Origin of the sequence: Halobacillus sp. A1, assembly GCF_024189295.1 — a bacterium.
Classification (GTDB): domain Bacteria; phylum Bacillota; class Bacilli; order Bacillales; family Halobacillaceae; genus Halobacillus_A.
On record NZ_JAIZEN010000001.1, the window covers coordinates 475837 to 496771 of the forward strand.

Sequence of the window (20935 nt, forward strand, 5' to 3'; positions counted from 1 at the left end):
GTGTTGAATTTTGAATTCTTTAAGTAATGAACATTTACAGGTGAATTTGAACGGTCCCGTGCTTTCCTGTGTATTAAATAGACCAGACAGTTTGAACGCTTTTTCTGATGAGATGATTTTCGGTTTGCACGAAGCGCTGCGAGAAGCGGAAAATAATCATGAAATTAAGGTAGTTGTGTTATCAGGTGCAGGGCGGGCCTTTTCTGCAGGAGGAGATGTAAAAAGCATGGGAAGCGCTGGCGCTAGTGAGCTTTATGACCATGTTGGGGAATTGAACAAACTTATATTAAAAATCAAAGATATTTCTAAACCAGTCATTGCTGTCGTGCACGGGTATGCGGCAGGCGCAGGGTTCAATCTGGCTCTTGCATGTGACCAGATCATTGCTGGTGAAGATACGAAATTCGTATTGAGCTTTGCTCAGGTAGGGCTTGTATCAGACGGAGGAGGACACTACTTTTTAAGCAAAATCCTCGGACCTTACCGCACCAAAGAGCTATTGTTCAGAGCGGAGCCCATCCCTGTAGAGACAGCGATGGAGTGGGGATTAATCAACCGGGTGATGCCATTGGCTGAACTTGAAGAAGGTGCCATGAATTATGCTGTAGAAATCGCTAAAGGGCCAGGGCGCGCTATAGGAATGATGAAAAAGCTCGTAGATCAGGCAGATCAATCGGATTTGGCATCGATTCTCGAACAGGAGCGTATCACTCAAACGATGATGGCAGCTACTGAGGATCATAAAGAGGGTGTGCAGGCGTTTAAGGATAAGCGCAAGCCGGAATTCTTAGGTAAATAGAAGGGATGAGATAATTATGAAAGCAATTCAATTCAAAGAGTATGGCGGTCCTGATGTACTGGAGAAAGCTGACGTCGACCGTCCTATACCAGAACAGGGAGAGGTCCTTGTCAAGGTTACGGCGATTGGAGTCAATTACGCTGACACAGCAAGACGTCAAGGTGCCTATGTTATTCCGACTCCTTTACCTTTTATTCCTGGAGCTGAGGTTTCCGGTGTCGTTGAGAAAGTGGGAGAAGGGGTAGATAAATTTCAGGAAGGCGACCGCGTAGTGACATTAATAGGTTCAGGAGGCTATGCTGAGTACGTAACAGTAGACGCTAGGACGTTAATCCCGCTTCCGGACGAATTGGAAGATGAATCAGCGGTTGCAATACCACTGCAAGGACTTACCGCTTATCATTTATTAAAAACTATGGGTAGAATAGAGCAAGGAGAGACCGTGTTGATCCATGCGGCCGCCGGAGGAGTAGGCTCATTAGCTGTACAACTTGCAAAGCATTTCGGAGCAGGTCAAGTGATCGCTACAGCAAGTACAGCGGAAAAGCTTGCCCTCGCTCAGGACCTTGGGGCGGATCATTTGGTGAATTACACGAACCCTAACTGGCGGGAAGAGGTTATGGAGGCAACAGATGGTAAAGGTGTGGATATCGCTTTAGAAATGGCCGGAGGTAATGTTTTTCATGAAACGATTAAATGTATGAGATCGTTTGGCAGAGTGGTCATTTACGGAGTTGCCAGTGGTCAGCCAGCTGAAATGTATCCATCTGGCTTAATGAATCGTAATTTATCAGTGATTGGCTTCTTTCTGCCGCAAATTATGAAAAAGCCTGCTTTATTAGAAAGTAGTTTACAGGAACTACTCCAGCTTGTGCAGCAAGGTAAATTGAAGTTGACGATCGGTGGAGTATACGATTTAGAAGATGCGGCCCATGTCCATGAATTATTGCAGGGGAGAAAGACGAAAGGTAAACTTATATTGAAACCATAATCAATGTAAACCGTCTCTAATAGGGGCGGTTTTTTTATTCATAAGAGAGTTCCTGTTCCGTCATCTTGATAAGTAGAAAGTGGTTTTAGGAATAGACTCGCCTCGGCTACTGGTTAGGAGAGAGATTTACAGGAAAAAGCATTATGGCTCGTGCTACAGAAGCAATGGTAGATTAAGCGATCTATGAAAAAGGGCTGAATCGGGTAGAAATACGGGCAACTTCAGAAAATTTTAAAAGCCGCTCAATTTCTTAAACGTCTCGGTTTTATTCAAGAAGGAAACATTAGACAAGCGGACTGGCTGTACGACCAATATGTAGACCACGTGGTATATGGGGTGACTGCGAGTGAATGGAAAATAAGTGTGGTCAGAATAGAGGTTGTCCCCTTGAATGATAAAGGGGAAACTTGCCCCTTATTTGACCGCAATGCTTAAAAGATACCACTAGGGAGATTAGCGTCTCTTTCCGCAGCAGCCTCCAGTTTTATAGGATAATTTTTTTCTATATTGGGATGTTTCAATAATCGTCGGTTCAGACGAAGCTTTTTTAATCGATCCACTTTTATTTACCCTTTTTGCTCTCAATATGTCCATCTCCTTTCAAGTGATAGTATAGTATAATCTCTTTACTTGAAAAGGAGAGGGCTATTGAATGGGGTGAACTAAAAGTGGACATATGGTGTAACGGTGTCTGGTAATTTGGTAACACTTTACTAATGGAACTTTCTCTTTATGTGAGACAATAACCATCTTGACTAAAGGATCTACATGGCTGGCCAAATCATAACTTGAAGGAACAGGTGATGTATTAGGGTGGGAGTGATAGATAGCTATAACTTCTTCATTCATCTCTGACACTTTTTCCAAGGTTTCCTCAACAGCTTTCTTATCTACAAAGAAGCGAGTAGATGACTTTAGCTCATTTTCCAATTCCCATACGCTTCTAATATCATTCCTTTTGCCAGTTAATAATCCGCAAGATTCATATGGCAAACATTTTTTTGTATGTGTAATCATTTGATTGTAGGTTTCATAAGGAATGATCAGAGAATTATTGCTCCTCATGGTTTTTTTTCTGATAATAAGAAAAAAATGACGGTGAGTCCTCTGCTTTAGGCGCATCTGATACGGGTAGTTCAGATGGTGAACTGGACTGGTTATTTTTTTTCTGAGGTGGATGATCTTCTTTTTCTGTAGTTATTTCGTGTTTATTTGCCGACGGATGAGTGTTTTTTATTCTTTTCGTTTCGGGTTGGTTGACGGAGGATCGTTGGTCAGCTTTTTTTTTTGGATGTTTCCTTTTCAAACTTGTTGCGTTTGCATTTGGATTGAATGAGTTCCTTCTATTATGAGGCTGATTTCTCGCTTGGTTATTTTGAAACGACCTATTCTGCTGCTGGTACGGGGGCTGAGCATAATTGTTGTAGCTTGAGGGCTGAGTGCTGTTCGGATCGTAAATTTCACTTGAGGATTTCACCATATTCCTTAACTGTCTGAAATTAGCTGGTTGTGAACTTTGATTTCTAGTAGCCGCCGCTTTAGGCTCAAGCTTTTGGATGAGTTCATTTACTTCCTCAGCTAACGATTGGGAATCATTCCGTTCGCTAGCCTCCAAGAGTAGTTGCTGTAAATGGACCATTTGATTCACCTTTTCAATCAGTTCTCCCATTTGCAGCTGTTCGAGGTTCTCCGTCACCATTTGAACATCTTCAATCAGAAGAGTCACTGATTCATTTAATGAGTCTATTTGGGAGGAGAAACTTCTTAACTGATTTTCCATAATCTCTTGTTTCCGCTCATGTTCTTCTTCCATATTCTTCAAAACCCCTTCTATTTCAGCGAATTTATTCTCAACACCATATAACTCGTTTTTCATCAGGAGATAGTCATCAACTGTTTTTTCTGTTTTCAATGTGTCTAAGGTCAGCTTATATGATTCAAGGCGCTGCTTGAGTTTGTGGATCTCCTGTGAGTTAAATGTTTTTTTTCTATCCATCACTCATCACCCTTTGGTTCCCCATTAATATACTATTGAAGATTCACTCATTCGTGACAGCAGAGAATTTCAGTTATTTATTTGAAAACTTCCGCGCATTCATTATACCTGTCTCTCTCTTCTAACATATGCTACGAATGAAAGAAACATTATTTTATATGGAGGTGTTTGCAATTATGCAAGCAAAAAACTTAAGTGGTGGCCAAGAATTAATTTGTATGAACGTTGATAAGGTGTACGATTGGATTGTTAATGAAGCTTCTTTCGAAATTAACATCGTTGACGAAGATCTGCCTGATGATGTCGAGTGTGATGACTTCGACGTAGCGGATGTAACTTGTGAAGTTACTCCTACAAGTGTAGATATCCTAAGCCGTGAAAACCGTACATTCCTTATTGATGGAGTGGAAACAGTTCTTCAATTGGTATCTATCCGTAAAAACTTTACTGTAACTATTGTAATTCCGACAACTGGTGGAATTATTGAAGAAGTTGAACTCGACTACTCCCGCTGTGAGCAAGTCGTACTTTGCGCACCGGAAGGTACAGAAGTAGACGTAACTTTTACAGATGCTGACTGCTTCATTTGTACATTCGAATGTGACCCTGGTGACACTGCAGTAGATGCATCGTTCGATGCGTCAATCTCAGTTAACCTTTGCCAAAGCATTCAGTCCACGTTCCCTGTGACTGTTGAATTCTTAGCTGAATTCTGTGAGCCGAGAGACATTCTTCCGACTCCTTGTCCTGCACCTGTTCGTCCGCCACAATGTCCAGTAGTTTTCCCTAATGGGTCTAATGGTGATAATGGGTAATTCCTAATCATAAAGTAAAGAGAGGATTTCCTCTCTTTATTTTTTTTTGAGAAAAGGGGTGAAAAAATGGAAAAAGATCATCAAATCGAGCAGGCGATTTCAATACTTCAGAGCCAGACAAACGCCTATTTGCTTGAAATAAAAAAGTTAGTCACAGAGCTTTCTGTATCAAAAAAATTCAACGTGATCAGCTACTTTACATATTCCCTCAACATTTCTCATGATTCAGAATTGGAGAATATGTGTATAGGTTCTTATCACATTCTCAATATTGGCAGTCAGCCCATCACGAACCCTTATATATGTATAACTCTTTCAGAAGATGCACCATTTTCTTTTTCAGGAAGATATGTTTACAAGGACAGTAAACAGTCTTTGAAAGTAAAGGGAGGATGGGAGCGGATCAACGAACAGGAAAATAAAAAGGAATTCTGGCTGAAGCCCCTGGATACAAATACAATCCACCCACAAGAAACCTTATCCTTCACAAACTTTCAAATTAAATGGATGCCCGCTGAGACTTATGGGGGAAGTGTGCTGGGTTTTTCATATAGTGACCAATTGAAAGATGGTTTATCAGCTGTTAATCCCATTAATTTGAATGGAAGTGTTTATAAAAAGGAGGGGTAAAATGGAAGAGCCTTACGCTCAGGAACAAGAATTATTAGTAAAGCATCTGATCCGTCAATTCATGAAAACCCAAATCAAAGACCTGAGGAACGAAAAAAAAGAGGGGAACAATAGCTTTGTTTTTCTGGACAGTAACTCGCTTAACATGCTTATGATCTACCTGTTGCTTAATATAGATAAAAGACAGCAGCCAAAAGAAGACACAAGGAAAAATAATTCCGTCAGCCCTTCGGCGTTAGAAGATTTAGATCGGCTCATAAGTGAGAATAAGCAGGGATTTGAAGAGGTCATTAATCTATTGAAAGAAAAAGCTTAATAATTAATCCAATGTCGTGAGTAACAAATGAACAGGAGAACTCATAAATTTACTTTATAAATAGCCTATATAAGGAGGGTTCAAAATGAAAAAAGATCCTATTCAGATGCAGCAAAAGCTTATATATTTTAAAGCGGAACTAGATAAATACAAGGAAAAAGTAAAAGATTATCAGGATAATTATCATTATTCCCAATTGGAAAGGCTTAAACAGGAAAATGAAGAACTCATGCAGGAGATACAGGACTTGACCATTCAATTAAACGCTGCTAAAGGGGAACTTGGCAAAAGGTTAAAAGGATTTGATAAGCAAGTGAACGATCTTAAGTTGAGAGAAGAAAACTTGAACACAGAAAAAGCGTCTCTGCAAAACAAAAATTCAGTATTGATCAATCAAAAACAAAATCTTTTAAGTGAAGTTCAATCATTAAAAAGTGAATTGACAGTACACCGCAGCCGTTTATTAGACAAACAGCAGGAGGCTGCTCTCCTTCAAGCCAGTTATAACAATATACAAAAAGAACTTTTAGAAAAAAAGAAGGAATGTGACACGCTTGTTATCGCTAAGAGAGTTTCAGAAGAAAATTTGGTTAAGTTGGAAAAGGAGCGCCAGGAGGTTATAGAGGATAATGCTGCCTTAAAGGAAAAGAATAAAAAACTTAGAGCAGATCTGCAGAAACTATTAGAGGCAGAAAAACCGATAGTAGCAAATACAGACGGGGATGAACTTCTTCATCAATTGGAAAAGCAGGTGAAAGAGTTGTTAGGTCAATCATTTGATTACGAGCAGGAAATGGATTCAAAAATCGTCTTTATGAGCGCCCTGGAAAGTAAATTGGAGGAATTGAATGCTGAAATAGAGGAAATTGAAAATGAAGTAAAAAAAGAAGAATAATATAGAAAAACCCTTTTTCCTGCAATATATACAGGAAAAAGGGGAGAAGCTTATTTACTCATATAGTGATCTAATTCCCATTGGCTGACTTGCAGGGAATATTCCGTCCATTCTTCTTCTTTCTCTTCAATATATACTCTTGAAGTGTGCTCTCCAAGGGCATCCATAAGAACTTTATCTTTCTTAAGAGCAGATAGAGCTTCCTTAAGGTTTGTTGGTAGTGTAGGGACACTGTCGTCAGTAACTTCATATAAGTTACGGGATTCAGCTTCACCTGGATCCATCTTGTTGCGGATTCCTTCAAGTCCAGCTTGAATTAGAACGGCAAGAGCTAAATAAGGGTTAGCTGTTGGATCAGGGTTACGTACTTCAAAGCGTGTACCCAATCCACGAGTAGTCGGTACGCGAATCATACAGCTTCGGTTTGAGTGAGACCAAGCTCTGCTTACAGGAGCTTCATATCCTGGTACAAGACGCTTGTAAGAGTTGACGTTAGGGTTTGTAATAGCTGCGATTCCGTTGGCATGGTGGAGGATTCCCGCCATGAAATGTTTCATCGTTTGAGAAATCTCATCCTCTGTACCGTTGTCATAAAACGCGCTATCCCCGTCTTGGAATAAGGAAAGGTGGCAGTGCATACCTGAACCATTATCCGCAGTTACCGGTTTAGGCATGAACGTCGCATGGTATTCATGGTTCGTTGCAACATCTTTAACTACGTTTTTGAACGTTTGGATGTTATCAGCGGTTTTCAGCATTTCATCAAAGCGGAAATTGATCTCGTGCTGCCCTTTAGCTACTTCGTGGTGAGAAGCTTCCATTTCAAATCCAATCTTTTTGAGTGTACGTACGATATCACGACGTACGTTGTCGCCTTTATCTTTTGGAGAGGCATCGAAATACCCTGCTCGGTCATTCATTTTTCTGACAGGATAGCCTTCATCATTAAGTTTGAATAAGAAGAATTCTGGTTCAGGTCCAACATTAACAGTATATCCAAGGTCATGAGCTTCTTTCATGGCTCTTTTCAGAATATAACGCGGGTCACCTTCAAAAGGTTCGCCATCTGGAGTGTAAATGTCACAAATAAATCGGGCTATAGGATCTTCGTCCATCTCCTGAGGTAAAATAAGGAATGTATCTAGATCGGGATAAAGATACATGTCACTTTCTTGAATATCCGAGAATCCTGAGATGGAGGAACTGTCAAACATAGCTTCGTTTTCTAGAACTGTTTCTAGTTCTTCAATAGGTAGTTCTACGTTTTTTGTGTCTCCTAGCATGTCCGTGAATTCTAAGCGAATGAATTCAACTTTTTCTTCATTTACAACTTGCTTGATTGACTCCTTCGTATAAGCCATAATTATTTACCCTCACCTTTTTTTTATTTTTGAGATTTTAGTGCAAAATGAATTATCTGAAATCTCTAAATTATCTCATGTTAGGAATTCTAACATAAAACGTCGCTGATTTCTAACAATCTCTTAAATTTTTCCCTAAAAAAAATATTTAAAACTAATTAATGTTGAAAAATTAACATTTTTGACGATTAAAATTGGTTTAAATTAAAGTCTATAGAGGTAAATGATGAAAAATAAGTTTAAGGAGTGTTTTTTTATGCCTTGGGATACTAACGATTACCCTAGCTCTTTGAAAAATCTGAATGAGACGGTTCGTAAAAAAGCTATAGAGATCGCTAATGCCATGATAGATGAAGGGTACGATGAAGGACGCGCTATACCGATCGCTACTGAGCAGGCTAAAGAATGGTACGACAGTGCGAGCAAAAGTGAAATCGATCAAGTGAGGAATATGTCGGATAATAGTTTACGAAGCACGGATGGAGATTCGAGTTCGACTAGACCTGAATTGTTAGATAAAGGTGAACATGTTGTATCGCATGAAGATGGATGGGCTGTACAGGCAGAAGATGCAAAGAGAGCGTCTTATGTATTTAAGAATAAGCAGGATGCCGTAGAAAGAGCCAAGGAAATCGCTAAAAATAAAGGGACGAAAGCGATCATTCATAAAAAAGATGGAACGATCCAAAACCAGACCTCATATGAATGAAATAATATTAAATGATGCCCATGGTTTGGGTGTCTTTTTTTATGATAGTTGTACCAAAAAATTTGTTGATTTTTCTATTGTTTAATCATGGTTATGTATTAACATAGCTTTTATGAAATGTTCTACGATGTTTATTTATAAAAGTTCACACATATCAATTTGTGGACATGATATGATGGCTATAATAGAAAGTAGGAGGATACATGATGAGCGGAGAAAACAGAAAAGATATCAGACCGGGGCTGGAAGTCGATATCGTATTGAAGAAAGATCAGAGAAGCGGACAGTTAACCCGAGGAGTGGTTAAAGATTTATTGACTAAATCTCCCACCCACCCCCACGGGATTAAAGTTCGTTTAGAGGACGGCCAGGTAGGGAGAGTCAAAAACATTCATTCATAATAGGCAGTTCAGATAAATTTAAGGAATGATATAAAAAACATAAGAAATCGATTATGTACTGTTATTGAATTTGTCTAAAGGCGATGGATGAACTTTTTAAAGAGTAGTAAAGTGTTTAATGTTCTGTTAACTGCCAGGATAGCGACATGGGTGGTAATAACCTTCAGCGTTTAGATTTATTAGTTAAGGAGAGAGGCTCTTCTCGGTTCGTAGATTATAATGTTATATCAAAAGCGTTTCCGAGCTGCTAATCATCGTAAAGAGCTCCAGGAAATCGCGAGACTCCTGTGGGAAAAGAGTGCTTGGTGAGACCCCGGAGAGCGAAGCTCGAGGAGGCTCACTGCGCTCCCACGGAAAGGGAGTGATTTCCCGGAGCTCTTACCTCTGTTAAACATAACGGAAACAGTCCAAACATCTCGAAACTGAGTCTTCCACTAAAGAGAGCTTTAATCGAATAAACTAAAATACTTAAAAAGCTTAGAGTCACATAGGATCTCCAAGCTCTTTAAGTGTTCTAAGGTTGGTATTAATATTTATTGCAAGTTCTATTTAACGATTTTTAAATGCTTCATAAGGCATTTCTATAGTGATGAAATCCCCATCTTCATCTTTAGTGACAGAAATGATGGAGTAGTCGTGCCCGAAAATGTTGTAAAGTACTTGATCCCCATTTTTGAAAGGTTCATCACCTGCAGAGAATCCTTTATCAAGAAGCTCCATATGCTGCTCATTCGTAAGAACATTATTTTCCTTTAAGTTGATTAACAGGCGAACTATTGTTGTATTATAAGAATCTTCAATCTTATCGAAACCAAGTTCCACTTGTAAATGCTCTTTCAAATTCCCAAGCATGAGTTGAACCATTTCTTTAATTTCACTCAGATCAATGAGGAATCTGACATCTGTGGGCTCGATTTTCTTTAAATAGTCAGTCAATGGAAGACCTCCTTAAGAGTACTTTCACTCATCGTATCATGGATTAAAATGGAAAAGCGAGCCAGACCGTCGTCTGACCCGCTTGAATAGATTTTTTCGGATTAATGAATTTTTCTTTCGTTGATTACTTGCAAGAAGATGCAAGGGGGAAAGAACCCATATTGCCGCGGTTCGTTCTACATGGTAGTTTTTATCAACTTAAACGACGCAATCCCTACCTCTATTGCATCCTTACAGCTCCGAAGCTGATCCAGTGTGATTAAGTCGTGATAAAACGTAGCAGAATGCCAGTCTCATACACATCACTCTTTCATTTCCGATTTACCTTTAGCGAAGGCACTAATATAAAACTATAACCTATAGATAAGTTTATGTCAACATGTATTGGCTGCTGCTTATAAAGTTTAATTACAATGACGATACTGTACTATAGCTTCACTATAGTACGCCCGCGTGTTTCACCATGTAGAATAGCTTCCAACGTACTTGGTACTTCTTCCAGGTTGATGACCGATTTCAATTGGTCGAAGGAATGAGTAGTCTTCATATCGTTGGCTAATCGATGCCAGATTTTCTTTCTTTTCTCCATTGGGCAATAGACGGAGTCAATACCAATAAGACTAGTACCCCGTAAAATGAAAGGATAAACTTCTGTTGGAATTTTTGTTCCTCCTGTCAATCCACTTACGGCTACCGAACCGTTGTACTGTAAATGACTGATAATGGAAGCTAATTGTTCGCCTCCAACTGGATCGACGGCTGCGGCCCAGCGTTCACTTGCAATCGGTTTAAGTTTTCCATCATATACATCTTCACGTGTAAGAACTTTTTCAGCTCCTAATTCTTTTAAGTACTCCGTGTGTTCAAGACTTCCTGTGCTTGCTTCTACGTTATAGCCTCTTTTAGCGAGCAAGGCTATAGCCATGCTGCCTACACCACCTGTAGCTCCAGTGACTAATACAGGACCGTTTTCCGGCTTAAGTCCTGACTGCTCCAGCTCGTGTACAGACAGTGCAGCTGTGAATCCGGCAGTTCCATAGATCATAGCCTCTTCAAGGGTCAAACCTTCAGGGAGGGAGACAACCCATTCTGCTGGAACACTTGCATACTCACTGTAACCCCCATGATGGTTTACTCCGATTTCATAGCTAGTGGCAATTACCTTGTCTCCCTTTTTAAACCGGGGATCATTTGATTCTTCAACTTCTCCTGAAAGGTCAATTCCAGGGATTATTGGATATTTTTTCACTAGTGGATTGTTTGGGGTGGAAACCATCCCGTCTTTGTAGTTAACGCTGGAGTAATGAACTTTAATGAATACTTCGCTGTCGGACAGTTCTTTTTTTGCGATATTCTCAATTTTTCCTTCTATATCCCCATTTTCCTTTTGGGCGATCTGATAAGCTTGGAACTTAGACATTATGAACACTCCTATTACTTATTAGACTTTTTATTTTTTAAATCTTCATCATATTTTTCTTCTGTAGAGGAGTCATTTTTTGAGGTGCGGCCTCTTTCTACTTCCTTTTCCTCTTTCCGCATATCCTTATCAGGGACAGGGTCTTCAGGTCTTTTTTCTTCTTCTTTGAGCTTTCTTTCTATTTCATCTGAACTGTAATTAGCTTTGTTTTTATCATCTGTCACAGAAACACCTCCATAATAGATATAAACCGTGTTCCTTTTTCTGGATCATTTTAAACAGTTTAGATTTAATTTTAAGCGGGGAATTTAAAAAACCTATGCTTGTGAGCAGAGGTTTAATTACGATTCATTATTATGACATTTTTTATCTTTCGTTTCGCCTTTCCACTTACTGGTTAAATTTTTAATGAATGTTATTTCCATTATAAAATTAATGGCAATACTTAATATCAGGCCATGTAATATAACTCCGAAAATGGTGAAAACAACCACAATAACGTGACCTACAATAGTTTCTGGTTCAAAGCCTGCCCTTCCGAAAAATGTGAGAGCTCTCAGAGAGTGCCATAGAGTCTCAGGGTAGCTGTTCAGATTGTCTTCAATATTCTTCATAGGAATGATTAAAATGAAAGTGATGATTGCAGTAAGCCCCATGACGTAGGATAAGTGCTGTCTTTTCAGAAATTTTATAAATGGCATCGTATAATATTTGGTAATAGACTTCAACCTTAGTAGGTGAAGGATTCTAGCAAATCTGGCGAATTGGAAAATAGCATCTAAAGGAATCGCTGCTATTACTATGAAAGGGTTTTTCTTTATAAAATCCCATTTTTTGGAGGAGTTATAAAATCTATAAATGAAATCAACGAAAAAGATACTCCACGTCCCCCAGACTATATAACTATCATATTCATTTTGCTGCCAAATTGTCGCTACAGAAAATGCGGCCAGGCCGAGCATCAGGAGTTCATAGATTACTTGTTTTGTACTTTTGTCAGCAAATACTGCCATTTCTATTCCTCCTGATTTAAAAATGTAAAACTATTATATCATTGATATCATAATATCGAATCCTGTTGAAAATTATCTCATGTGATAAAATTAGCATACCTATAAAAATTAAAAGGGGCGTGCAGGGTGAGGAAAATTTTTAATCGGACGGTATGGTTTTTGTTCATTACTACAGCAGGCGGCACGCTTTTATATACATTAATTGAAATCCAGGATAGACGAGATAATAGTTTTTATGTAGAGGAGGGAGAGCTCCCATCTGACCTTCATCCTACTGTAGAACGGAAGAAAAATCAGCTGGTCGACGAAGCGGAAAGTATAGGAATAGAAGTGGTCATCACGGAAGAAGTGCGTTCGATAGAAGAGCAGGAAAAAATATATGAGCAGGGAAGGTCAACAGATGGGGAAGTGGTGACGAATGCGGATGGGGGAGAATCCTATCACAATTATGGACTTGCCATAGATTTTGCTTTGCTGAATGAAGATGAAAGAGTGGTGTGGGATATGGAGCGTGATGGCAATGATAACGGGGAAGCGGACTGGATGGAAGTCGTCGATATAGCTAAAGGACTGGGGTTTGAATGGGGCGGGGATTGGCGGTCTTTTAAAGATTATCCTCATTTTCAAATGGATTTTGGACTGAGTATAAGAGAATTGAAGAATGGAAAAAGACCAAAAGCAGAGCCAATCAGTGAATCATAGAAAAGCCAGTTGACTTGAAGTCAACTGGCTTTATTAAATCTTTCCACTTTCAAATGGTTTGATCATAGCATGAATCGTCTGAATATAAGGAAGGGCAACATCGCGGTCGTCCCCTAGACGAAGGGCTCCTCCATGCAGGTGTTCCACTTCAAGTGGCAGTCCTTTCCTTCGGTCTTGATGCATAGAAGAGGTCATCTCGTGATCCAGACCTTTAAGACGTTCAAATGCATTTTCTACTTGCTCCTGCGTTATTTCAATCTCATGGGCGTTTGCCAGAGATTTCATCTCTTCCAGTACTCGTTTAGCTATTCCTAACGTTTGAGGAGTCTTTTTCACATCACCAATCGAGAGGTTTGTCGACGTAGTGATCCCTGAGAAAGCCGTGATGAACATGTACTTACTCCACATATCCTCTAAAATATGCGGGCTTTGTCTACCGCTCATGTTCGCTTGATTACAAGCGAGGCTCAGCTCTTCGCAGAGACTTTGCTGAGAGGGGTGCAGCGGTCCGAATACGAGGTCGTGAAATGGACTTGAGTGAATGACGTGCCCTTTGTCATCCAATGTGGCAATGATATAAGCTAGACCGCCTATGACAGCTTCCTCCCCAAGCTCTTTTTGCAGGATAGGTAAATGCTCTATCCCATTTAGAACAGGAAAGACCTTTGCGCCCTGTTGTACGAGCTGCTTCAGCCACTCGATGGTTCCATGAAGATGATAGCCTTTAACAGATAAGAAGACTAAATCTGCTCCCTCTACTTCTTCGGGATCCTTTGCTATTTGTACATCAGGTACTTGATAATCTCCCAATTCGCTATATATAGTCAAGCCGTTATCTTTTAATTGTTCAGCTCGTCCTTCACGAACCAGGTAGACTACTTCATGGCCTGCTTCCTGCCAGCGCGCACCATAGTATGCGCCTAATGCGCCGGCTCCTAATACTACTATTTTCATGTAACATTCCTCCTGCGAAGAAATTAAACTAACTTGAACTTAGACGTTATGACTTTATTCATCTCTACAATGTCTTTAATGTGATCGTTCAAATAGTGAATCATATCATTTGATCCTGTCTTTTTCATCACTTCATAATAGTGGTCTTCGTCTTTATACACTGATTGACCAAGTATTAAATCTTCATCCTCCTCTAACTCGAACAGGTTAAGGATTCCCATAGACCCTTGTTCACCTGTCAGTTCGTTCGGTAAGTATACTGTGTGTTCAAGGGTACCGTGAGATAATAGAATATCACCAGTTTTATTAGCCATCTTAACGAATCTCTGGGCACGATCTTTTTTCACTCGGAAAAAACAGATAATAGTAAATATGGCTATACGCCCTCCTTTTTTTGTGGACTGCATTCTAAATCAGCCCTACACTTCCGACTCAGCATCATAAAAAGTGGAGGTGATGAGTGAAGTAAAGTCAATAAATTCGGCAAGTTGTTCATATAGGTGCTTGAGCAAGTCGTCTTGTTTAATACCTTCCATGCCTTGTGTATAGTCTTCTTTGGATGGGAAAATCACTTTTCCTAGAAAAACCACTTCTCCATCCTGCAGCTCAAAGAGATTCAGAAGTCCCATAGAGCCGTGCCTTCCTGTAAGTGCATCTTCCTGATACAAAAAAGGTTCCCCGCCGTAAGAACGAATGAGCGGTTTTGCTTTTTGGGCTATCTTGGTGAAGCGGTGTAAATCGTCTTTATGAACTCTAACTATATATAGTGAAACAAATATAATAATCACCCCGTTTAAGTAGAATATTAATTCTTTGTTTCAATGGCTGCATCGATTAGTAAGACTAGGGCTGTAATTGTATGCATAATCCAGCCGATAATAGGGATAGCTCCAACAAAGCTCGTAATCATCCCTAAAATACTGCCTGCACTGAATTTAGAATCTTTAATGGATAAAATCAAGGTAATGGTATGGAGGGCGAACATGAACAGCAAAGGGGTCCATGACATGCTGACAATAAAAGTTCCTCCAGCTAGAGGAATAGCAAGCAAACCCTCTAAAACCCCTGAAATCCATTTTAGAAGAGTGGTCCTATTCATATTTATATCATTACTCCTTTAAAGTGTATTTGGCTTATATGTTTCTATATTCGCCATCGTATTCTAAAAACCCTCTAATTTCAACATAGCAAAAAAGACTAACCGTAATTGGAAAGTCTTTCTTACTTGGATATTATTAGATTGACGGTCTCATGTCTACTAATGTGAGTTTATTTAGCGGCTTTTTCAAGCTTCTGAATCATCTTAATAGAGCGTCCAGTTCCAATCGCTACTGATTCAAGAGGACTTGGTGCCATATGGACAGGAACGGAAATTTCCTGGGATAACCACTCCTGCATCCCTTTCAAAAGGGCTCCGCCTCCCGTAAGAATTACCCCGTGGTCGACGATATCCCCGCTTAATTCCGGCGGGCAGTCTTCTAAAGTAGCTCTGATAGTTTCGAGCAATTGCTCAAGTGACTCTTTAAGGGCCGACTGGATTTCAGTGGAAGAAAGCTCGATTGTTTTAGGGAGACCTGTTACCATATCTCTTCCGCGAACATCCATTTTTTCTTCAGGGTGTTCTACCAAGGCGTAGCCGATTTCCATTTTGATTTGTTCCGCTGTTCTTTCACCAATCAATACGTTATAAGATTTACGGACATATTGAATGATTTCTTCATCCATAACATCTCCACCCATACGGATCGAACGGCAAGATACAACTCCGCCAAATGAGATGATAGCGACTTCACTTGTTCCGCCGCCGATATCAATGATGACGTTAGCTACAGGTTCATCTACAGGAAGGTCTGCACCTATGGCAGCGGCGATCGGTTCTTCAATCAAGTGTACTTGTTTAGCACCATAACTTTTTACGGCATTGTGGATGGCACGGCGTTCAACAGAGGTAGAGCCTGATGGCGTACAGATTACTACCGTTGGTTTACGCATGGATACACCGGACTTGCTGCTTACTTTTTTCATAAGTTCCTTCAGCATTTGAGCCGTCATATCATAATCTGCGATGACTCCATCTCGCAGCGGTCTTACAGGAATGATATTCCTCGGCGTCTTACCTATCATTTCCTTCGCTTCTTTTCCTACGGCAACCACACTTTTAGTTTCTGTGTTATAAGCAACAACAGATGGCTCATTTAAAAGAATTCCCTTAGACTTTGAATATATAAGTATGTTAGCTGTACCTAAATCTATTCCTATCTCTGCAGTTGAAAACATGTAGCGTACCTCCAAATTTATGACAGATTCTTATATAAGTTTCTTGAACTAACTTTTTTTTGTGGGGGTCGAACCAAAAAGAATTATTTGGTGCTGTGAACTGGTGGTCGATCATGCCCATACGCGTGTATACTATGGATAACAGAAGCAAAGGAGTTTTTACAGATGGAACGGTATTTAAAACACCAAGAAATCATTGAAAAATCAACTAAAATCAATCAATCCTATGAACTGGACCCGATTTTTTTTGACGATATAGTTGACGAGTTATTAAATAGTGAACTAAATACGGAGGACGTGATACTGAACGGGTTTCAAAGACTACTTTCAGAAGTGGACCAGGAAATCAGCAGAATGGAGCAGTTTTCAAATATGGAAGCTAGCTGTTTCAAAGGGTGTGCCTTCTGTTGTTATTTTCCTATAATTACTAGTGAAATGGAAGCGAAGATGTTGTTTCAGTCTATAAAAAATTTCCCCCAAAAAAGAAAACAGGCCATTTATGACCATTGGGACAGATACTTCCAAGACCAAAAAAATAAATTAAAACAAGCATTATCTATGGATTTTACGGACGAATCAACGAAACTTGATTACAAGAAGCTGAATATGCCTTGTCCGATGCTTGATCCAACCACACAAGCCTGTATGGCGTATGAGGTCCGCCCGATTCCTTGCAGAACGTATTTGAACTATTCCGATCCTCAAGTCTGTGCAGAAAATCATCTTCCGAAAGAACCATTCAGCTATGAATTTCTTTATGATTACTATTTTGGAGCCGTAAATGAACTAGTGCAAGTGTTGTATGAAAATGGAGAAGAATTATTTATAGACTATCCAAGTGATGCCTGGAGCTATGATTATTTGCCCGCCTGGGTTCAAAAGTGGAGAGAGGGGACGCTGCATGAAGTATAAGCTTGTATCTTTAAATGTGGGGAGACCTGAACGGTATGATACGGACAAAGGAGAAATTACGAGCGCTTATCGTAAAAAGCCGGTGTTTGAGCCAGTTTATTTGAACGAGTTGAATTTTACTGGAGATGAACAAGCAGATAAAGAGAATCATGGCGGGGTAGATCAGGCTGTCTGTCTATATCCTGCACAGCACTATAAGTATTTTGAAAAAGAGTATGACAAGAGGTTTCCATTTCCTTCTTTTGGAGAAAATATAACGGTAGAAGGTATTGATGAGCGGACAACGAATATAGGGGATATATTTACTATTGGTGAAGCTGAGCTTCAAGTAACCAAGCCGAGGAAACCTTGCTATATCATAGCTCGCACTCATGGCATCGAAGGTTTTCCTAAACTAGTTAAGGAAACGGGTTTTACAGGATTTTACCTAAGAGTACTGCGCGAAGGTTTTATTCAGGCTGGTGATCAACTTATTTTGAAATCGTCTGGACCTGAAAGTGTCACAATAGCAGACGTCAATGATGTACTCTATAATGATCCGATGAATCAAGAAAAGATCAATAGGATTCTGCAAGTAAAAGCTCTCCCTTTAGAAGATCGTCTTGCTTATGAACGACGTTTGCTTTAAATGAGAGGAGGAGAACTTATGGATTTAGGTCATTTGGTTGAAGAAAAGATTAGAGCGTCTATTAAGCAGGGGGATTTTGATCATTTACCAGGAAAAGGGAAACCGCTGCCTAAGGATGATCTAGCTTATGTGCCAGACGACTTGCGAAATAGCTATCGCATTTTAAAAAATGCTAATATACTTCCGGAAGAGATGCAGCTAAAAAAAGAAATTGTACAGTTAGAGCAATTAATAGCAGAGAGCGAAAAGTGTGAAGAAACTTCAAGGTGGAATGTTCAGCTTACTGAAAAGAAGTTGAGGTACAATATGCTGATGGAAAAGAGGAAGCTTCAAAGTTCTCAAGCTTTTCGCCAGTATAGCAGCAAGATCGAACGTAAATTTGGATGGTGAATAACGCTTTGTGCGGGAGGTTTTATAGATGTGTGGAAGGTTTACACTTACGGTTGATGAGAGGGATATTAGGAATGAGTTCGAACTGAATTCCCCTATTCCAGAATTCGAACAAAGGTATAATATTGCTCCAGGTCAAAAAGTATTGGCGGTTATAAACGATGGAGAGAAGAATCGTGCGGGCTATATGTACTGGGGGCTTGTTCCATCGTGGGCCAAAGATCCCAAAATTGGCTATAAGATGATCAATGCCCGAAGTGAAACAGCTCACAAGAAACCCAGTTTTAAAAACCTGATGGCCAAGAAGCGTTGCTTAATCATTGCAGATAGTTTTTATGAATGGAAACGTAAAGATAAAATAAAACAGCCTTATAGAATTAAGCCCACAGATAGAAAGCTATTCACTTTTGCGGGATTATGGGACCAATGGAAAACTCAGGAGGAGGAACGTTTCACGTGTACGATTTTAACAAGGGAGGCCAATGCCTTCATGGAAAGTATCCATGATCGGATGCCCGTCATCCTTCCAAAAAATAGTCAATCTGAGTGGATCGCGCCATCAACATTAAAGCCAGAAGATGCCCATGATTTTATAAATAAACTGACGATGGAAGAACTTGAAGCAAATGAAGTAAGCACGTACGTAAACTCTGCAAAAAACGAAGGCCCGGAATGTATCCGAACGCTAAGTTGAGTTAGTCACCATTGCTGGGGGTGGATTCTGAGGTAATGGGTTTCGTTACATATAAAACTAGCGGAGCCTGGTTAATAAATTGCTAGATCTTGCAGGATCCCTGCTCCATCGTGCAGTGCTTTCAAGCTCCAATCGAATTACTCCGTACAGGTGAAATAAGGCTGTGATCGTAGTTTGCTGGCTGGTGTAAATTGTAGAACTCTGTTTTTTTATCATGTATAATTACAAAATAAGTCGTATGTAATCGGAGGCTGTTTTTATGTCTAATTTCGATCCTGTGCATCATTCCTCAGAATATAATAATTTGTATGACTCCTTACTACAATTCTCCTCAGATCCCTCTTACAGAAGAGCTTTACAGAGATTCAATGATTACAAATTAGAAGAAATAAAGAAATTGGATCAAGTGACAGCCGATTACTCAAGGACGATCGATGCTTTGGTAAACCTTGTTTTTAAAGTGCGGTATGATAAAGAGAGTAACGAGTATTATTATCCCCTGTTTGAAGGTAAGCTTGCTCATGAAATTGGGCTGACCACCCGGTATGTCGCAAACAAATCATTGAAGGAGTTGTTCGGACATAATCAGTCTCTTTTCTATGCCAGTCAATATGAAAGAGCTTTTTCAGGGGAATCCTTATCATATAAACACCGCTATAAAGGAAGGTTCTTTTATACGACACTTTCTCCGATCAGTGAAAAAGGGGAAGTCACAGAAATTATCGGAAGTACTGTCGAAATCACAATGTATGAAAAAGCTGAAACTACGATCAGACATATGGCTTATCACGATCCATTAACCGATTTACCGAACCTGCGCAAATTACACGCAGACTTGGAAAATTTAATCGAAAATTCTTCCGAGCATCATCCGGTCACTGTCATGTACTGTGATTTGGATCGGTTCAAAAACGTAAACGATGCACTCGGTTACGTAACAGGTGATCAAGTCATCCAGAAAATCGCTGAACGTCTAAAAGACTGTCTCGAACCTAATATTGAACTCTATAGGCTCACAGGTGATGAATTCATCTTCATCATCCAGGGGGAGTTGTCTCTTTCTAGAATCATGGAATTTGGGCACAAGATCCTCGAACGGGCTAGACCTCCCATATACTTGAAAGAGAAAGAAATTTTTCTGACGCTCAGTATAGGTGTCTCTACCTCTGGTAAAGGGAGTCAAACATCTCAGAAAATCTTAGGACAAGCGGATATAGCTAAGCAATATTGTAAAGTCCGCGGAAGGGATCATGTGCTTTTGTATTCAGATGATATGAATAAGTCTTACAATCACCTGCTTTCTTTAGAAAGTTCTTTACGAAAAGCTATTTTAAATAACGAACTAACACTTCACTACCAACCAAAAGTGGACGTTAGGACTGGTGGAATAAACGGCATTGAGGCATTGGTCAGATGGAATCATGCAGAAAATGGATGGATCTCCCCGGGAGAATTCATCCCCCTTGCTGAAGAAGCTGGCATGATTTCTCAGATAGACGAGTGGGTGATGGGCGAAGCGTGCCGTCAAACTAAAGAATGGCTGAAACAAGGTTTTGCTGCAGAAAGAGTTGCGGTCAATGTATCAGCTACTGAAATCCAGCAGGAGAATTATTCAAATAAAGTTAAAAAGGTTCTCGAACAAAATAATTTGCCGTCATCTTATTTAGAAATCGAAGTTACAGAAAATAGTGTCATGCAAAATTCTACTGAATGTATCCGTACGATGCAGGAATTGAAAAGCATGGGAGTCACGCTTTCTATAGATGATTTCGGAACAGGATACTCTTCCCTCAGTTATTTAAGACAGTTTCCGATTCATAACTTAAAAATTGATCAAACATTCATTAAAAGTGTAAAAACAGGCCCGAGTGATGCCGAAATTGTCAAGGCCATCATCCAAATGGCGGATGCCTTTAAACTCGGTGTTGTAGCTGAAGGGGTAGAATGTGAAAATGTGCTTACTTTTTTAAGAGAGAATCAATGTGAATCCTACCAAGGCTACTATTTCAGCAAACCTCTTCCACCGAATGAAATAAGGGAATTCCTTTCAAAAAGTTCAAAATACAGACATAATAAAAACCCGAACCTTCAGTGAA

General features: G+C 39.8%; 27 protein-coding genes. 14 read left to right on the top strand and 13 right to left on the bottom strand.

Annotated elements, in window-relative coordinates:
- Nucleotides 1-10 precede the first annotated feature (10 nt).
- Both LF817_RS02210 and LF817_RS02215 read left to right on the top strand, forming a co-directional pair.
- Nucleotides 11-799, top strand: a complete 789-nt coding sequence (locus tag LF817_RS02210; protein WP_253934125.1) for an enoyl-CoA hydratase/isomerase family protein — start codon at nucleotides 11-13, stop codon at nucleotides 797-799.
- A 16-nt stretch (nucleotides 800-815) separates the two neighbouring features.
- The gene (locus tag LF817_RS02215) at nucleotides 816-1790 is read left to right on the top strand and encodes a quinone oxidoreductase family protein (protein ID WP_253934126.1); all 975 of its coding nucleotides are present in this window, start codon (nucleotides 816-818) and stop codon (nucleotides 1788-1790) included.
- A gap of 453 nt (nucleotides 1791-2243) precedes the next feature.
- Here LF817_RS02215 and LF817_RS20150 read toward each other — a convergent pair whose 3' ends face one another.
- The 3 genes from LF817_RS20150 to LF817_RS02225 are packed head-to-tail and all read right to left on the bottom strand — an operon-like array spanning nucleotide 2244 to nucleotide 3786.
- Nucleotides 2244-2375, bottom strand: coding sequence for a hypothetical protein (locus LF817_RS20150; protein ID WP_256558140.1), 132 nt, complete (start codon nucleotides 2373-2375; stop codon nucleotides 2244-2246).
- A gap of 60 nt (nucleotides 2376-2435) precedes the next feature.
- The gene (locus LF817_RS02220; RefSeq protein WP_371924982.1) at nucleotides 2436-2912 is read right to left on the bottom strand and encodes a M67 family metallopeptidase; all 477 of its coding nucleotides are present in this window, start codon (nucleotides 2910-2912) and stop codon (nucleotides 2436-2438) included.
- Entirely contained in the window at nucleotides 2842-3786 is a 945-nt protein-coding gene (locus LF817_RS02225; protein ID WP_253934127.1) for a hypothetical protein, read from the bottom strand. Before LF817_RS02225 ends, LF817_RS02220 begins: the two co-directional genes overlap by 71 nt.
- Nucleotides 3787-3962: 176 nt before the next feature.
- On the opposite strand from LF817_RS02225, the gene LF817_RS02230 reads away from it, so the two are divergent.
- The 4 genes from LF817_RS02230 to LF817_RS02245 all read left to right on the top strand — a co-directional run bounded on the left by LF817_RS02230 (nucleotide 3963) and on the right by LF817_RS02245 (nucleotide 6442).
- A complete protein-coding gene (locus LF817_RS02230) occupies nucleotides 3963-4601 on the top strand; it encodes a BMQ_0737 family morphogenetic spore coat protein (RefSeq protein WP_253934128.1) in 639 nt (212 codons plus the stop codon).
- 66 nt (nucleotides 4602-4667) lie between these two features.
- Entirely contained in the window at nucleotides 4668-5231 is a 564-nt protein-coding gene (locus LF817_RS02235; RefSeq protein WP_253934129.1) for a hypothetical protein, read from the top strand.
- 1 nt (nucleotide 5232) lies between these two features.
- A complete protein-coding gene (locus LF817_RS02240) occupies nucleotides 5233-5547 on the top strand; it encodes a hypothetical protein (protein WP_253934130.1) in 315 nt (104 codons plus the stop codon).
- Nucleotides 5548-5632: 85 nt separating this feature from the next.
- Nucleotides 5633-6442: a coiled-coil domain-containing protein gene (locus tag LF817_RS02245; RefSeq protein ID WP_253934131.1), complete on the top strand. Its 810-nt coding sequence runs from the start codon at nucleotides 5633-5635 to the stop codon at nucleotides 6440-6442.
- A 50-nt stretch (nucleotides 6443-6492) separates the two neighbouring features.
- Here LF817_RS02245 and glnA read toward each other — a convergent pair whose 3' ends face one another.
- On the bottom strand, nucleotides 6493-7803 hold the full coding sequence (gene glnA, locus LF817_RS02250) for a type I glutamate--ammonia ligase (RefSeq protein ID WP_253934132.1): 1311 nt from the start codon (nucleotides 7801-7803) through the stop codon (nucleotides 6493-6495).
- Between the two features lie 256 nt (nucleotides 7804-8059).
- Between glnA and LF817_RS02255 the strand changes: the two genes are divergently transcribed.
- A complete protein-coding gene (locus tag LF817_RS02255; protein ID WP_253934133.1) occupies nucleotides 8060-8512 on the top strand; it encodes a DUF2188 domain-containing protein in 453 nt (150 codons plus the stop codon).
- A gap of 206 nt (nucleotides 8513-8718) precedes the next feature.
- A complete protein-coding gene (locus tag LF817_RS02260) occupies nucleotides 8719-8913 on the top strand; it encodes a YwbE family protein (protein ID WP_253934134.1) in 195 nt (64 codons plus the stop codon).
- A 549-nt stretch (nucleotides 8914-9462) separates the two neighbouring features.
- Here LF817_RS02260 and LF817_RS02265 read toward each other — a convergent pair.
- The 4 genes from LF817_RS02265 to LF817_RS02280 form a co-directional block, all read right to left on the bottom strand.
- Nucleotides 9463-9849, bottom strand: coding sequence for a hypothetical protein (locus LF817_RS02265; RefSeq protein WP_253934135.1), 387 nt, complete (start codon nucleotides 9847-9849; stop codon nucleotides 9463-9465).
- 427 nt (nucleotides 9850-10276) lie between these two features.
- Nucleotides 10277-11269, bottom strand: coding sequence for an acrylyl-CoA reductase family protein (locus tag LF817_RS02270; protein WP_253934136.1), 993 nt, complete (start codon nucleotides 11267-11269; stop codon nucleotides 10277-10279).
- A 14-nt stretch (nucleotides 11270-11283) separates the two neighbouring features.
- Nucleotides 11284-11493, bottom strand: a complete 210-nt coding sequence (locus LF817_RS02275; RefSeq protein ID WP_253934137.1) for a hypothetical protein — start codon at nucleotides 11491-11493, stop codon at nucleotides 11284-11286.
- Between the two features lie 117 nt (nucleotides 11494-11610).
- Nucleotides 11611-12282 carry a hypothetical protein gene (locus LF817_RS02280; protein ID WP_253934138.1) on the bottom strand — a complete coding sequence of 224 codons (672 nt, stop codon included), beginning with the start codon at nucleotides 12280-12282 and terminating at the stop codon, nucleotides 11611-11613.
- A gap of 126 nt (nucleotides 12283-12408) precedes the next feature.
- Between LF817_RS02280 and LF817_RS02285 the strand changes: the two genes are divergently transcribed.
- Nucleotides 12409-12984, top strand: a complete 576-nt coding sequence (locus LF817_RS02285; RefSeq protein ID WP_371924983.1) for a M15 family metallopeptidase — start codon at nucleotides 12409-12411, stop codon at nucleotides 12982-12984.
- 33 nt (nucleotides 12985-13017) lie between these two features.
- Here LF817_RS02285 and LF817_RS02290 read toward each other — a convergent pair whose 3' ends face one another.
- The 5 genes from LF817_RS02290 to mreBH form a co-directional block, all read right to left on the bottom strand.
- Nucleotides 13018-13938 (bottom strand): ketopantoate reductase family protein, encoded by a 921-nt coding sequence (locus LF817_RS02290; RefSeq protein WP_253934139.1) that lies wholly within the window; start codon nucleotides 13936-13938, stop codon nucleotides 13018-13020.
- Between the two features lie 23 nt (nucleotides 13939-13961).
- On the bottom strand, nucleotides 13962-14252 hold the full coding sequence (locus tag LF817_RS02295) for a DUF1428 domain-containing protein (RefSeq protein ID WP_253934140.1): 291 nt from the start codon (nucleotides 14250-14252) through the stop codon (nucleotides 13962-13964).
- A gap of 105 nt (nucleotides 14253-14357) precedes the next feature.
- Nucleotides 14358-14726, bottom strand: a complete 369-nt coding sequence (locus tag LF817_RS02300; RefSeq protein ID WP_253934141.1) for a DUF1428 family protein — start codon at nucleotides 14724-14726, stop codon at nucleotides 14358-14360.
- A 17-nt stretch (nucleotides 14727-14743) separates the two neighbouring features.
- Nucleotides 14744-15037 carry a hypothetical protein gene (locus tag LF817_RS02305; RefSeq protein WP_253934142.1) on the bottom strand — a complete coding sequence of 98 codons (294 nt, stop codon included), beginning with the start codon at nucleotides 15035-15037 and terminating at the stop codon, nucleotides 14744-14746.
- Nucleotides 15038-15207: 170 nt separating this feature from the next.
- Nucleotides 15208-16215 (bottom strand): rod-share determining protein MreBH, encoded by a 1008-nt coding sequence (mreBH, locus tag LF817_RS02310; RefSeq protein ID WP_253934143.1) that lies wholly within the window; start codon nucleotides 16213-16215, stop codon nucleotides 15208-15210.
- Nucleotides 16216-16380: 165 nt separating this feature from the next.
- On the opposite strand from mreBH, the gene LF817_RS02315 reads away from it, so the two are divergent.
- The 5 genes from LF817_RS02315 (at nucleotide 16381) to LF817_RS02335 (ending at nucleotide 20934) form a co-directional block, all read left to right on the top strand.
- Nucleotides 16381-17127: a YkgJ family cysteine cluster protein gene (locus tag LF817_RS02315; protein ID WP_253934144.1), complete on the top strand. Its 747-nt coding sequence runs from the start codon at nucleotides 16381-16383 to the stop codon at nucleotides 17125-17127.
- The gene (locus tag LF817_RS02320; protein WP_253934145.1) at nucleotides 17117-17755 is read left to right on the top strand and encodes an MOSC domain-containing protein; all 639 of its coding nucleotides are present in this window, start codon (nucleotides 17117-17119) and stop codon (nucleotides 17753-17755) included. Before LF817_RS02315 ends, LF817_RS02320 begins: the two co-directional genes overlap by 11 nt.
- A gap of 18 nt (nucleotides 17756-17773) precedes the next feature.
- A complete protein-coding gene (locus LF817_RS02325; RefSeq protein WP_253934146.1) occupies nucleotides 17774-18145 on the top strand; it encodes a DnaJ family domain-containing protein in 372 nt (123 codons plus the stop codon).
- A 28-nt stretch (nucleotides 18146-18173) separates the two neighbouring features.
- Complete coding sequence (locus LF817_RS02330) at nucleotides 18174-18839, top strand: SOS response-associated peptidase (RefSeq protein WP_253934147.1); 666 nt, start codon at nucleotides 18174-18176, stop codon at nucleotides 18837-18839.
- A gap of 259 nt (nucleotides 18840-19098) precedes the next feature.
- On the top strand, nucleotides 19099-20934 hold the full coding sequence (locus tag LF817_RS02335; protein ID WP_253934148.1) for a putative bifunctional diguanylate cyclase/phosphodiesterase: 1836 nt from the start codon (nucleotides 19099-19101) through the stop codon (nucleotides 20932-20934).
- The last annotated feature ends 1 nt before the right edge of the window (nucleotide 20935 follow it).

Bases quoted from the DNA above. Each gene is read 5' to 3' on its own strand.
- LF817_RS02215 (WP_253934126.1), top strand. From the start codon at position 816: ATGAAAGCAATTCAATTCAAAGAGTATGGCGGTCCTGATGTACTGGAG.
- LF817_RS02220 (WP_371924982.1), bottom strand. From the start codon at position 2,912: ATGCGCCTAAAGCAGAGGACTCACCGTCATTTTTTTCTTATTATCAGA.
- LF817_RS02225 (WP_253934127.1), bottom strand. From the start codon at position 3,786: ATGGATAGAAAAAAAACATTTAACTCACAGGAGATCCACAAACTCAAG.
- LF817_RS02230 (WP_253934128.1), top strand. From the start codon at position 3,963: ATGCAAGCAAAAAACTTAAGTGGTGGCCAAGAATTAATTTGTATGAAC.
- LF817_RS02235 (WP_253934129.1), top strand. From the start codon at position 4,668: ATGGAAAAAGATCATCAAATCGAGCAGGCGATTTCAATACTTCAGAGC.
- LF817_RS02240 (WP_253934130.1), top strand. From the start codon at position 5,233: ATGGAAGAGCCTTACGCTCAGGAACAAGAATTATTAGTAAAGCATCTG.
- LF817_RS02245 (WP_253934131.1), top strand. From the start codon at position 5,633: ATGAAAAAAGATCCTATTCAGATGCAGCAAAAGCTTATATATTTTAAA.
- glnA (WP_253934132.1), bottom strand. From the start codon at position 7,803: ATGGCTTATACGAAGGAGTCAATCAAGCAAGTTGTAAATGAAGAAAAA.
- LF817_RS02255 (WP_253934133.1), top strand. From the start codon at position 8,060: ATGCCTTGGGATACTAACGATTACCCTAGCTCTTTGAAAAATCTGAAT.
- LF817_RS02260 (WP_253934134.1), top strand. From the start codon at position 8,719: ATGAGCGGAGAAAACAGAAAAGATATCAGACCGGGGCTGGAAGTCGAT.
- LF817_RS02270 (WP_253934136.1), bottom strand. From the start codon at position 11,269: ATGTCTAAGTTCCAAGCTTATCAGATCGCCCAAAAGGAAAATGGGGAT.
- LF817_RS02280 (WP_253934138.1), bottom strand. From the start codon at position 12,282: ATGGCAGTATTTGCTGACAAAAGTACAAAACAAGTAATCTATGAACTC.
- LF817_RS02290 (WP_253934139.1), bottom strand. From the start codon at position 13,938: ATGAAAATAGTAGTATTAGGAGCCGGCGCATTAGGCGCATACTATGGT.
- LF817_RS02295 (WP_253934140.1), bottom strand. From the start codon at position 14,252: ATGGCTAATAAAACTGGTGATATTCTATTATCTCACGGTACCCTTGAA.
- LF817_RS02305 (WP_253934142.1), bottom strand. From the start codon at position 15,037: ATGAATAGGACCACTCTTCTAAAATGGATTTCAGGGGTTTTAGAGGGT.
- mreBH (WP_253934143.1), bottom strand. From the start codon at position 16,215: ATGTTTTCAACTGCAGAGATAGGAATAGATTTAGGTACAGCTAACATA.
- LF817_RS02315 (WP_253934144.1), top strand. From the start codon at position 16,381: ATGGAACGGTATTTAAAACACCAAGAAATCATTGAAAAATCAACTAAA.
- LF817_RS02320 (WP_253934145.1), top strand. From the start codon at position 17,117: ATGAAGTATAAGCTTGTATCTTTAAATGTGGGGAGACCTGAACGGTAT.
- LF817_RS02325 (WP_253934146.1), top strand. From the start codon at position 17,774: ATGGATTTAGGTCATTTGGTTGAAGAAAAGATTAGAGCGTCTATTAAG.
- LF817_RS02330 (WP_253934147.1), top strand. From the start codon at position 18,174: ATGTGTGGAAGGTTTACACTTACGGTTGATGAGAGGGATATTAGGAAT.
- LF817_RS02335 (WP_253934148.1), top strand. From the start codon at position 19,099: ATGTCTAATTTCGATCCTGTGCATCATTCCTCAGAATATAATAATTTG.